The organism is Burkholderia sp. FL-7-2-10-S1-D7 (genome assembly GCF_001524185.1).
GTDB classification, from domain to species: domain Bacteria; phylum Pseudomonadota; class Gammaproteobacteria; order Burkholderiales; family Burkholderiaceae; genus Burkholderia; species Burkholderia diffusa.
In genome coordinates, this window is the sequence record NZ_LOWY01000008.1 from 152,128 (window position 1) to 164,611 (window position 12,484).

Consider the following 12,484-nt stretch of genomic DNA (forward strand, 5'->3'; position numbering starts at 1 on the left):
CGCGGCACCGCGCGCCGAACCCGATTTGCGCGGCGAGTTACCCGCGCGCGTGCTGCGCGGACACTTCCTGCAGGTCGAGATCGCGCTCGAGCAGGTGCAGCATCTCGTCGTGGATATGGCCAGAACGATGCAGGCGCAACAATTCCGCACGCCCAGCCTTGATCGCGGCCAGCACGACGTCGTAGTGCGCGACGCGCACCTCCGCCGGATAAGCAGGCTCGTTCTTCGCCCGCTCGGTCAGTTCCGCGCGATACGTGTATTGCTCCAGCAGGCGCGGGTGAATCACCTTGCCGCTCTCGTCGCGCACCAGCGGCTGGATCGCCGCGAGCTGCGCAGCCTCGATATGCGCCCACGCCTGCGGCTCGGTCAGGTGATGCGCGGCGCGCGCTTCGCGCTGCGGCAGGCGCAGCAGCCGGATCAGCGGCCCGATGGTCGTGCCCTGCATAAGCACGGTGACGAGGATCACCGCGAACGACGCGACCAGGATCACGTCGCGGCCCGGCATCGCTTCCGGCAATGACAGCGCGATCGCCAGCGTCACGACCCCGCGCATCCCGGCCCAGCTCATGATCGTCGCGGCCTTCCAGTCGGGTGCGACACCACGCCGAATGATCCCGCGCACCGGCATCTTCAGCGCCTCGACCGCATAGATCCACACGAAGCGCGACACGACCACCGCCACCAGCACCGCGAGCACCGGCGGAACCATCGTCGCGAGCACCTGCTCGAAACCGCCGAGCCGGTGGATCGCACCGCGCAGCGACAACCCGATCAGCACGAACACCAGCGCTTCGAGCAGGAACACGATGACCTGCCAGAACGCGGTGCCGCGCGTGCGCACGGCCGCCGAGAACACCTCGTGCTGATGCCAGCCGACGATCATGCCGGTCGTGACCGTCGCGATCACGCCCGACACCTCGACCATCTCGCCCGCGATGTACGCGATCCAGCCGGCGATCGCCGCGACGGTGATCACCAGATAGTCGTCATCGAGCAGCTTCAGGAACCACACGACGAGCTTTCCGACCAGGAAGCCGACCACGACGCCGCCGAGCCCGAGTTCCGCGAAGCGCACGACCGCGTGCTCGAGGCTGAACGCACCCGTCAGCGCGGCGGCGACCGCGAAGCGGAACAGCACCAGGCCCGCCGCGTCGTTCAACAGGCTTTCCCCTTCGAGCAGCACCATGAGCCTGCGCGGCAGCGCGACGCGTTCGAGCACCGCCTTCGCGGCCACCGCGTCGGGCGGCGACACGATCGCGCCGAGCGCGAAGCACGCGGCCCACGGCAGCGACGGCACGACCCAGTGCACGGCGAAACCGACCGCGAACGTCGTGAACACCACGGCGCCGATCGCGAGCATCAGGATGCCGCCGACGTTCTGCTTGAACTCCTCCCACACCGAGAAATACGCGCCGTCCATCAGCAGCGGAGGCAGGAACACGAGCAGCACGAGTTCCGGATCGAGGTTGATCGGCGGCAGGCCGGGAATGAACGCGATGCCGATGCCGCCGATTAGCAGCGCGGCCGCGGGCGGCAATCGCAACCGCTTGGCGATGCATTCGAGCGCGACGATCGCGAGGAATGACAACAGAACCAGTTTGAATGCCGAGACGGGGGACATGAATCGACCTCGTGAAGAATGAATGCGCACGCCAGCCGATGCCATACCCCGGTTGGCCAATTCGCGCGATTACATCACGATGCGATGCGCGCAGTCGAGCGCGTTCGCCATGCACGGCACGCGGTGCCGCCACGATGGTGCAACGCGCGGGCGGCGCCGCGCCCGTCGGGGTGCGCCGAAACGAAAACGGCACGCGGGCCTGCGTGATCGCGTGCCCGCGTGCCGTCATGCCGCGCCTCTTCGCGCTAGCGGCGCCTCACGACCATCAGGCGCGGCTCGGTCATGTCCTCGATCGCGTAGCGGATCCCTTCGCGGCCGAGCCCCGAATCCTTCACGCCGCCATACGGCATGTTGTCGACACGGAACGACGGCACGTCGTTGATCACGACGCCGCCCACCTCCAGCTCGTCCCACGCGCGCTGCGCATGCGTGAGCGAATCGGTGAACACGCCGGCCTGCAGCCCGAAGTCGCTGTCGTTGACGCGCGCGAGCGCATCGTCGAAGCGCTCGAACTTCTCGAGGATCGCGACGGGACCGAATGCCTCCTTGCGGTACAGGTCCTGTTCGCGACCGACGTTTTCGAGCAGCGTCGCCTCGAACATCGCGCCGTCGACCTTGCCGCCCGCGACGATCTTCGCGCCCGCCGCAACGGCCGCGTCCATCCAGCCGGACAGCCGGCGCGATTCGGATTCGGAGATCATCGGGCCGACGAACGTCGACGGATCCTTCGGATCGCCCATCTTCAGCGAACGCGTCTTCGCGATCAGCTTGTCGCGCAGCGCATCGTACAGATCCGCATGCACGAGGATCCGCTGCACGCCGATACAGCTCTGGCCCGACTGGTAATACGCGCCGAACGCGAGACGCTCGACCACGTAGTCGAGCTGCTCGCGCTGGTCCGCGTCGACGATCGCCGCCGCGTTGCCGCCGAGCTCCAGCACGACCTTCTTCTTCCCGGCCTTCTCCTTCAGCGCCCAGCCCACGGCCGGCGAACCCGTGAACGACAGCAGCTTGAAGCGCTCGTCGGTCGTAAACAGGTCAGCGCCGTCGCGATGGGCGGGCAGCACCGAGAATGCCCCCTTCGGCAGGTCGGTTTCGGCGAGCACCTCGCCGATGATCAGCGCGCCGATCGGCGTGCGGCTCGCGGGTTTCAGCACGAACGGACAGCCTGCGGCCAGCGCGGGTGCGACCTTGTGCGCGGCGAGGTTCAGCGGGAAGTTGAACGGCGAGATGAACGAGCACGGGCCGATCGGCACGCGTCGAATATAGCCGGTGTAGCCTTGCGCGCGTGCCGAGATCTCGAGGTTGATGACCTCGCCGTCGATGCGCACGGACTCCTCGGACGCGACGCGGAATGTATCGATCAGCCGCGTCACCTCGCCCTTCGAATCGTTGATCGGCTTGCCGGCTTCGATGCACAGCGCCTCCGCCAGCTCGTCGAAGCGCTCGCGAAAGCGCGCGACGCAGTGGTCGAGCACCGCCTGACGTTTATAGGCCGGCAACTCGCGCATCGGCTTCGCGGCGCTGACTGCCGCACCGATGGCCGCATCGATCGCCTTCGCGTCGGCCAACGCGACGCGCGTCGCGACCTTGCCGCTGAACTTGTCGGTCACCTCCAGATCGGTGTTCGCGTAGACGGCTTCGTTGGCCAGATAGTACGGATAGGTATCCTTCAGCATGGAACGACTCCTTCCTGTGAACGGGGAATTCAGAGTTGCGCGGACAGCCGCTTGATCTCGCGGTTCAGCACGCGCTCGTTGTCCGAATAGTCGATCGGCACGTCGATCACGTGCACGCCCGGCGACGAGAAGCACTCGCGCAGCAGCGGCTCGAGATCGTCGGCCGCTTCGACGCGATGCCCGTGCGCGCCGTAGCTTTGCGCATACGACACGAAATCGGGGTTCTGCAGCGTCATCGCGAAATCGGGGAAGTTCATGTTCTCCTGCTTCCAGCGGATCATCCCGAAAGCATCGTCGCGCAGAATCATCACGACGATGTCGAGCTTCAGCCGCACGGCGGTTTCGAGTTCCTGCGAATTCATCATGAAGCCGCCGTCGCCGCACACGGCGATCACCTTGCGCTGCGGATGCACGATCTTCGTTGCGATCGCCGAAGGCAGGCCCGCGCCCATCGACGCGAGCGCGTTGTCGAGCAGCAGCGAGTTCGGCTCGTGCGCACGCCAGTAGCGCGCGAACCAGATCTTGTACATCCCGTTGTCGAGACAGACGATCCCGTCGGCCGGCAGCGCGTTGTACAAGTCGTTCACGATCCGCACCGGGTACATCGGGAAGCGCGGGTCGTGCTGGCCCTTCGCCAGATGCGCGTCGAAATGCTCCTTGATCATCGCGAAGCGGGCGAAATCCCAATGCGGCTGCGGCGCGATCGCCTCCTTCATCTGCCACACCGCGTTCGCGATGTCGCCGACCACCTCGATCTGCGGGAAGTAGACGGGATCGACCTGCGCACCGAGGAAGTTCACGTGGATCACGGTCTTGTCGTCCGTGCGCATGAAGAACGGCGGCTTCTCGATCACGTCGTGGCCGACGTTGATGATGCAGTCCGCATGCTCGATCGCGCGGTGCACGAAGTCGCCGTCGGACAGCGTCGCGTTGCCGAGCCACAGCGGATGCGTTTCGTCGATCACGCCCTTGCCCATCTGGGTCGTGAAGAACGGGATGCCCGTCTTGTCGACGAATTCGAGCAGCATCTTGCAGGTGGTCTTGCGATTGCCGCCCGCGCCGATCATCAACAGCGGGTGGCGCGCGGCCTGGATCGCGTCGATCGCGTGCGCGACCGCCTTCTCCTCGGCCACCGGCCGCCGGCTGAAGCTGCGCGGAATCGGCTTGCCGTCGCCCTCCTCGTGCGCGATGTCCTCCGGGAGTTCGAGGTGCGCGGCGCCCGGGCGCTCCTCCTCCGCGCGACGGAACGCCTCGCGCACCGCCGACGGAATGTTGCCGATCGACACGATCTGCCGCGTGAACTTCGTGAGCGGCTGCATCATGCCGACGACGTCGACGATCTGGAAGTGACCCTGCTTGCTGGACTTGATCGGCTTCTGCCCGGTGATCATCAGCATCGGCATGCCGCCGAGCTGCGCATAGGCGGCAGCCGTCACGAAGTTGGTCGCGCCCGGCCCGAGCGTCGCGAGACACACGCCGGTGCGGCCCGTCAGGCGGCCGTAGGTGGCGGCCATGAACCCGGCCGCCTGCTCGTGCCGGGTCAGCACGAGCTTGATCTTCGATCGTCGCAGCGATTCGAGCAGATCGAGGTTTTCCTCGCCGGGGATGCCGAACACGTACTCGACACCTTCGGCTTCCAGCGCCTTCACGAACAGATCCGATGCTTTCATGGGGGACTCTCGGTTGATGCCGCCTGCCCGGCTTACGGGCGCGCGACGTTCAGAACGCGCGCCGGCCTACGGCACGCGGACGCTTTACCTACTGGACACTGACCACGGCACTGCCCGCCGCGCAACGCACGGCGGCGCCTCCCTGTGCAGGAGGACAAACGGATTCGCCCGCGCGCGGCAAGCACGCACGGGCGGCAAGGACGTTTTTGATTGTAGACGGATTCGCGGAATTCCGACTTCGGCCGAATGGCCGGGTCCGGCCGCGCGAGAGGATCGGCCTGACGGCCAATTCGGCGTCAAACGGCGCGCGCGGCCGTACCGTATTGCCGGAGGCACCCCGATTTCATTCACCCGACATGTAAACCATGGCTTACATACTGCGATCCATGCCCTGCCGTGCGCCACGTTCAGTATCCGGACAACCGACTGGCCGCGCCCGCATCAATGCAGCCACGCCGCCGCCCAGCGCGGCACCAGCGAGACCAGATACAGCCCGAGCCCGATCAGCCCGCCGACCAGCGTGCCGTTGATGCGGATGTACTGCAGGTCCTTGCCGATGTTCAACTCGATCTGCCGCGACATCTCGCGCGCATCCCAGTTGCGCACCGTATCGCGGATGTGACGCATCAGGAAATCCGCGAAATCCGGCGCCATCTCGTGCACGGCCTTCTCGATGTGCTCGTTCAGCGACGCACGCAGCGCCGGGCTTTGCGCGAGCCGCGCGCCGAGCCAGCCGCCGAGCGTCGCGGCCTGCCGGTGCAGCGTCGAATCGGGCCGCGCGAGATCGGCCTTCAGCCATGCGCGCAACTGGTCCCACAGATCGCGCACATAGTCATTGAACGCGTCGCCATCGCGAATGTAGCGCTTGATCTCGTCACCTTTCGCGATGAACGCAGGGTCATGCTTCAGCCGCTCGGTGAGCCGCACGACCGTGCGGTCGAAGCGTTGCCGCAACTCGTGCTCCGGATCGGCCGCCACGCCCTCGAGCACGCGGCTCACCGCGCTCGCCAGCATGCGCGCGCCGTTCTCGCCGAACCACTGCGTCGGCATGATCTTCTCGACCTTCGGGTATTGCGTCTTCAGCCATTCGACGATGAAGCCCGCAATCACCTCACGGTTCTCCTCCTTGTCGAGCACGTCGACCACCTGCTCGATCGCATCGTCGAGCAACGCCTGGTGGCGGCCGTCCTTCGTCAGCGTGTCGAGGATCGCGCCCAGCGATTGCGACAGGTCGATCCGGTCGATCACCGCGCGGAACGCGTCGTGGACGAACGACTGGATCCGCGCATCGTCGGTCATGTCGAGCGCGAAGCTCATCAGCTTCGTCACGTAGCCGCCGAGCGCGTCGGTATTCGCGGGCTCGCCGAGCCATGCGCCGAGTCTCCGCGCGGGATCGTGCTGGCGGATCTGCGCGACGAGTGCGTCGGGACCGAGGAATTTCTCGCGCACGAACACCGCGAGGTTGTCGGCGATCTTGTCCTTGTTCTTCGGGATGATTTCGGTGTGGCGCGACACGAACGGAATCGGCACGCGGCGAAACAGCGCGACGACCGCGAACCAGTCGGCGAGCGCGCCAACCATCGCGGCCTCGGCCACCGCCTTGAAACCGTCGACCCACGGGCCGCGCGGCAGCAGGATCGTCGTGACGAATACCGCGACTGCGGCCAGCAGCAGCCATAGCGCGCGGCGCTTGCTGCGTTTCAGTTCGAGGGCTTTGTCTGGCGTCATGGGCGACCGGTGAAACGGCAATGCCCCTAATATGCACCGATCGCCGGCCCGCGACAAACCCGCGCGCGTTGCTCGAGCCAGAAAGGTTGTCCGGAACAGGTTGCGCTCGACGTTTCAGCTACCCGGCGCGAACACGGCCGCGCGGGCCGCGTTCGCGCGCTGCTGCGTCAGAGAAAGGTCTTCAGGTTCACCGCCGGATCGGCGAGCTTCACCGGATCGGGCACGGCGCCCGCCGCGATCAGGCGTCGCGATGCACCGATGTCGCGCCCCAGGTTCGCCGCCGCCACCGCAGCGATCTTCCCGTTTTCGTCGAGCCCGAACACCGTGAACGGCCCGCTCGCGGGATCGCCACGCACGACGATCGTTCGCTCGCCGCCGAACAGCCCGAGCATCTGCAGGTTGCAATCGTACTGATCGGACCACAGCCAGGGCAGCTCGGCATACGTTTCGTCCGCCCCCAGCAGGTTCGCGGCCGCGACCGCCGGCTGATTCTCCGCGACCTGCCACGACTCGATCCGCACGTGACGCCCGAGCAGCGGATTGAAGTGCATCGTCACCTCGCCCGCCGCGAAGATCGCGGGATCGGCCGTCCGGCATCCCGCGTCGACACGGATACCATTGTCGACCTCGAGGCCGGCCGCCTGCGCGAGTTCGACGTTGGGCACGACGCCGATGCCGACCACGACGATATCGGCCTGCACGTCGCCGCGATCGGTCTCGACGATCGCGCCGCCGCCCGGTGCGCGGCGAATCGCGCGCGGCAGCGTCGCCATCTGGAAGATCACGCCGCGCGCGTCATGCAGTTGCCGCGCATACGCGCCGACGACTTCCGGCAACGCACGCTGCAGCAAGCGCGCAGCCGGGTCGATCACCGTCACGTCGCACCCGAGCTGGCGTGCCGCGGCCGCCACTTCGAGGCCGATGAAGCCGCCGCCGAGCACCGCCACGCGACGCCCCGGCGCGAGCTGCGCGCGCAACGCACGCGCGTCGGCAACGGTGCGCACGTAATGCGGGACGATGCCTTCGTCGACCGGCCCGCCGAACGCACGCACGCGCGAACCCGTCGCGAGCACGAGGCGGGCGAACGGCAACGTCGCGCCGTCGTCGAGCCGCACACGCTGCGCATCGCGCTCGATCTCATCGACGCGCGTGCCGAGCCGCAGCTCGATGCGCTGCGCGTCGTACCATGCCGCATCGCGGATGAACGCACGCTGCTCGCCGCCGTCGCCCAGCAGCGCGTCCTTCGACAGCGCGGGCCGGTCGTACGGCAGTTCGCGCTCCGCGCCGATCATCACGATGCGTGCGTCGGCGTCGCGCGCGCGCAGCGCCTCGGCCGTGCGCCGCGCCGCATGGCCGGCACCGACGATCACGAACGGGTCAGCCGACATTGACTTCCACCTGACCGTCGACGATCCGGATCGGATAAGTCCGTACCGGCTCGGTGATCGGCGCGCATTTCGGCGCACCCGTGCGAATGTCGATCAGCCCCTGGTGCAGCGGGCATTCGACGCAACCGTCTTCCACATAGCCTTCGGACAGCCGCGCGTGGCCATGCGAACAGAGGTCGTGCATCGCGAACAGTTCGTCGCCGATCCGGAACACCGCGATCGGCTTCTGGCCGGCGACGCGCGCCGCCGGTTCGTCTTCGGAGAATTCGTCGAATGCGCCCAGCGGATGCCATTCGGCGAGCGTTGCTTCGGTCATGTCGTTTCCTTGGCTGTCAGATCGGGGTGGCGAGCAGCGTCTGCACGCGCGACGTGTCGTAGATCACGCGCTTGGTCTTGTAGCGCAGCCCGTCGGGCGTGCGCACGACCGTGTCGTAGTACTTGCCGGCCTGGTACACGTTCGATTCGCCGTTGCTGCGCGTCTGCACGACCACGTAGTTGCTTTCCGTGTCGATCTCGCCGTCGCGCTCCGCAACGATCGTGAGCCCCGACGTCATGTGCCGGTACGTGTGCTCTTCAAAGATGTTCGCGTGCCGCAGCGACACCACGCGGTCGCGCAGCATCCGCTGGTTCGTGCAGTGGACGATCCCGACCGGCAGCCCGAGATCCGCGTTCTCCTTCGGCACGATCTCGTACGTGCAGTCCTCGGTGAACATTTCCGGCCAGTGTTCGAGCCGGTCGTTGTCGAGGTGGCCGATGTAGCGGTTCTGGAGCATGTAAATCTCGAACCACGTCTTCATGTCTTCCGTCAGGTTTTCCATCATTGCACGCTCCCGCTTCAATAGCCCATCAGCTTCTGGTACCCGACCCAGAACTTGCGGATCAGGCTTTCGGTGATCACCGTGTCCTGCTGATCCGGGTTGCCGCGCGACATCTCGATCACCGACGTCGCGTCGGCGTCGCGCACCGTGCCGCGCTGCACGAGCTCGGTCGCTTCCGTGTCTTCCATCGAGATGTAGCCGGCCGGCCCGACCAGGTTCGCCTGCTTGATGCGCAGCGCGCGCAGTTCGGGCGTGTCGTCCGCGTAGCCGAAGAAGTGGAAGATCAGCTCGAAGTTGTCCGGCCCCTTCGGCAGGATCTGGCGCGCGACCAGCGTGTTGTGGATCTGCTGGATCACGAGCTGCGGAAAGATCGGCTGGATATGGTTCGTGCAGTCCTCGTCGTATTCCGACACGAGATCGAGGATCGATTCGTCTTCCAGATGGAAGCCTTCGTCGAACGAGCGGATGTTCTGCTGCTTGTACGCGGCGGACGTGTCGTCGCCCGTCTTCGTCACCGTGATGATGCTGTGCAGCCCGTGGTTCGCATCCGGAATCGAGCGCGCCTTCATCCCGACGCGGAAGATGTTGAAGGTCGTATGGAACAGGTGCAGCATGCTCGCGTGATACGGATCCTTCACGTTCTCCATGTACAGCTTCCAGTTCGACTTCGAATACTGGCGCGTGCAGCCGAGATACTCGATCGGCTTGTGGAAGATCCGGTCGATCCACGGACGCATCTGCTCGCCGAGGTAGTCGGGCAGCGGCGCCACGTCATCGCTGAACGTCGCGAACACGAGCCCGCGATAGCTGTCGACGCGCAGCTTGCGCAGCCCGTGCTGCTTCGGGTCGAAGTCGGCCGGCATCCCGGTCATCCCCTTCTGGCCGCGCCGGAACGGCACGCCGAGCAGGTTGCCCTGGTTGTCGAAGCTCCACTGGTGATAGACGCACGTGTGCGAGCTCGCGTTGCCGCGCGACTTGCGGCACACCTGCGCGCCGCGGTGCGCGCAGCGGTTCACCCATGCGGACAGCGTGCCGTCCTCGGTGCGCGTGACGACGACCGGCGTGTCGCCGACGAACGTGCTCTTGAAGTCGCCGGCGTTCGGGATTTCCGCTTCCAGCGCGACGAAGTTCCATGTCGGCCCGCGGTAGATGCGTTCCTGCTCACGTTCGTAGACGGCCTGCGAGCTGAACACCTTGTACGGCACGCGCGAGCCGTCGTCGTGCGGAAAGCGCACATCGGACGCGTCGTCGCGCGCGGCGAATACGACGGGCGATTCTGTCTGCTCCATGTCGGACTCCTTCTGGTTCCGTTTCGTTGATTGCATGGAGCCGATTTTTGAAAAGCTAAAATTCGGCGTCTATCCGGAAAGTGCGATTGCGGCGGCGCAATATCCACTTTCGGCGGATTTCTGCGCTAGCATGGCGACACACGCGACCCGAGCATGATCCCGACCCATTCGTCGGATCGAAGCGCCCGTCGTTCATACCAAGGCCGATGCCCATGTCCCCAACGTCGTTCGAGCCGCTTGCGCTGCGTGCGCACCGGCTGTTCGAATCCCGCGATCTCGACGAGACGCGCGAGCGGATCTCGCGCGTGATGCAGCCGCACGCGCTGCTGCCGAGCGGCCGCGTGCAAGGCGCATCGCATATGGATTTCGTGCGGCTCGGCGGGCTCGGCATCGGCACCATCGCGTTCGGCGACGCGATGCGCGTGCAGGTCGACGCCGTCGACGGTTATTACCTGCTGATGTTCTGCCTGTCCGGGCAGGCGGAAGTCCACGCGATGGGGCGCCGGCTCGGCGTCGACGGGCAGACCGGCGTGCTGTGCGCGCCCGGCGAGCGCTTCGACGCGGTACTGTCCGCCGATTGCGAGCAGTTCGTGCTGCGCATCGATGCGGCGACCGTCGGTTCGCTGACCGGCGACCCGCGCGCGATGCTCGACCCCGTGCTGCACATCAGCGATGCCGCGCTCACCGCGTGGCGCCAGCAGCTGATGCTCGTCGCCCGCTCGCCGGCGCTGCTCGAACGGGCGAACGCGAACCCGCGCGTCGCGTCGCAGCTCGAGCATCTGCTGATCGATTTGCTGATCGAAGGCCACCCGCCGTCGGTACCGAGCGCGCGCCAGGATCCCGCGCCGGGCTTCGTGCGGCGCGCGCAGGAGTTCGTGAACGCACACTACGCGCAGCCGCTGCAGCTCAACGATATCGTCCAGGCCGCCAACGTGCCGGAGCGGACGCTGCGCGACGCCTTCCTGCAGTTCCGCGGAATGAGCCCGATGCAATACCTGCGCGCGACGCGACTCGAGCATGCGCGGGAGTTGCTGCGCGGATCGATGTCCGAGCGACGGATCGCCGACATCGCGCTCGATTGCGGGTTCACGCACCTCGGGCGATTCGCGATCGCGTACCGGGAGAAGTTCGGCGAATCGCCTTCGGAGACGCTCGACGCGAAGCGGTAAGTGGTGAGTGGTCGCGGGAACGCTGGCTTGCCGGTTGCCGGCCGGGTCGGCTTGCCGGCTCGCTGTCCGCCGGCATCAGCGGCCGATGTCATCGCATCGCGACGCCCGGTCCGCATTCGGCCCGGCACGCCGAATTTGACCGTTAGTTGCAGTCAATGCGGAAACGACCGTCCCTACGCTGCCGGCGCGATCATCTCCCGCGCGATCGCGCAGAACGCGGTCGTCGCGGCGCTTTCGCCGTGCAGCCGGCGGCTCATGATGATCGGCGACGTCGCCGTGGGTTCCGGCAGCCGCCGATAGACGACACCCTTCACGCGCACGCCTTCCACGCTTTCCGGCACCAGCGACACGCCCACCTGCGCGGCGACGAGCCCGAGCGCCGTCTGCAGTTCGCGCACCTCGTGCACGGCCGCCGGCACGAGCGCGCCGTCGCGCAGCGCGGACAGCTGCTGGTCCGCGAAGCTCGGCCGCGGCGTGCTCGGATAGACGATCAGCGTCTCGTTCGCGATGTCCGCGAGCGTCAGCGGCCGGCCCGGATCGGCGAGCGGATGCCCGACCGGCAGCGCCGCGATCAGCTTTTCCTCGATCAGCGCCTCGCGCACGAGCTGGTCGTCGTCGAAGCGCAGGCGGCCGAACCCGACGTCGATCCGCCCGCCCTTCAGTGCCCCGAGCTGCTCGAGCGTGAACATTTCGATCAGCGACAGCTCGACGCCCGGGTGCGCCTCGCGAAACGCGCGGATCACGTCCGGCAGCGCGCCGTAAAGCGTCGACGGCACGAAGCCGATCACGATCCGCTCCGACAACTGCGCGAGCCGCCGCGTCAGCGGGCCGAGCTCGTCGGCCTGTTCGACGACGCGCGTCGCCTGCGCATAGAACACGCGGCCCGCGTCGGTCAGCTTCAGCGGCCGCGCGCCGCGCTCGAACAGCGGCAGCCCGACCTCGTCCTCGATCGCCTGGAGCTGGCGGCTCAGCGGCGGCTGCGTCATGTGCAGGCGCTCCGCCGCCCGCGTGATGTTCATTTCCTCCGCGACGGCGATGAAATACCGGAGCTGGCGCAATTCCATTTCATGCCTCAAAGGTATGGAAGTAGTCGGAAAGAGTGTTGGACGCCGCGTGGCGGAC

The 12,484-nt window shown here is 66.7% G+C and carries 10 protein-coding genes; 1 reads left to right on the forward strand and 9 read right to left on the reverse strand.

Annotated elements, in window-relative coordinates:
• Positions 1-37: 37 nt before the first annotated feature.
• The 8 genes from WS75_RS01720 to andAc all read right to left on the reverse strand — a co-directional run bounded on the left by WS75_RS01720 (position 38) and on the right by andAc (position 10,193).
• Positions 38-1,621: a Na+/H+ antiporter gene (locus WS75_RS01720; RefSeq protein ID WP_059678877.1), complete on the reverse strand. Its 1,584-nt coding sequence runs from the start codon at positions 1,619-1,621 to the stop codon at positions 38-40.
• 245 nt (positions 1,622-1,866) lie between these two features.
• Complete coding sequence (locus WS75_RS01725; protein ID WP_059678878.1) at positions 1,867-3,300, reverse strand: aldehyde dehydrogenase family protein; 1,434 nt, start codon at positions 3,298-3,300, stop codon at positions 1,867-1,869.
• Positions 3,301-3,329: 29 nt separating this feature from the next.
• Positions 3,330-4,970 carry an acetolactate synthase large subunit gene (locus tag WS75_RS01730; RefSeq protein ID WP_059678879.1) on the reverse strand — a complete coding sequence of 547 codons (1,641 nt, stop codon included), beginning with the start codon at positions 4,968-4,970 and terminating at the stop codon, positions 3,330-3,332.
• A gap of 441 nt (positions 4,971-5,411) precedes the next feature.
• Positions 5,412-6,698, reverse strand: a complete 1,287-nt coding sequence (locus tag WS75_RS01735; RefSeq protein ID WP_059678880.1) for a DUF445 domain-containing protein — start codon at positions 6,696-6,698, stop codon at positions 5,412-5,414.
• 167 nt (positions 6,699-6,865) lie between these two features.
• Positions 6,866-8,086 (reverse strand): anthranilate 1,2-dioxygenase system ferredoxin--NAD(+) reductase, encoded by a 1,221-nt coding sequence (gene andAa / locus WS75_RS01740; protein WP_059678881.1) that lies wholly within the window; start codon positions 8,084-8,086, stop codon positions 6,866-6,868.
• Positions 8,076-8,402: an anthranilate 1,2-dioxygenase ferredoxin subunit AndAb gene (gene andAb / locus WS75_RS01745; RefSeq protein WP_039344765.1), complete on the reverse strand. Its 327-nt coding sequence runs from the start codon at positions 8,400-8,402 to the stop codon at positions 8,076-8,078. The genes andAa and andAb overlap by 11 nt, the downstream gene beginning before the upstream one ends.
• A 16-nt stretch (positions 8,403-8,418) precedes the next feature.
• A complete protein-coding gene (gene andAd / locus WS75_RS01750; protein ID WP_059601577.1) occupies positions 8,419-8,907 on the reverse strand; it encodes an anthranilate 1,2-dioxygenase small subunit AndAd in 489 nt (162 codons plus the stop codon).
• Positions 8,908-8,921: 14 nt separating this feature from the next.
• Positions 8,922-10,193 (reverse strand): anthranilate 1,2-dioxygenase large subunit AndAc, encoded by a 1,272-nt coding sequence (andAc, locus tag WS75_RS01755; RefSeq protein ID WP_059678882.1) that lies wholly within the window; start codon positions 10,191-10,193, stop codon positions 8,922-8,924.
• 212 nt (positions 10,194-10,405) lie between these two features.
• On the opposite strand from andAc, the gene andR reads away from it, so the two are divergent.
• Entirely contained in the window at positions 10,406-11,362 is a 957-nt protein-coding gene (gene andR / locus WS75_RS01760; protein ID WP_059678926.1) for an anthranilate 1,2-dioxygenase regulatory protein AndR, read from the forward strand.
• Positions 11,363-11,535: 173 nt separating this feature from the next.
• Here andR and WS75_RS01765 read toward each other — a convergent pair whose 3' ends face one another.
• On the reverse strand, positions 11,536-12,426 hold the full coding sequence (locus WS75_RS01765) for a LysR family transcriptional regulator (RefSeq protein WP_059601570.1): 891 nt from the start codon (positions 12,424-12,426) through the stop codon (positions 11,536-11,538).
• Positions 12,427-12,484 lie beyond the last annotated feature (58 nt).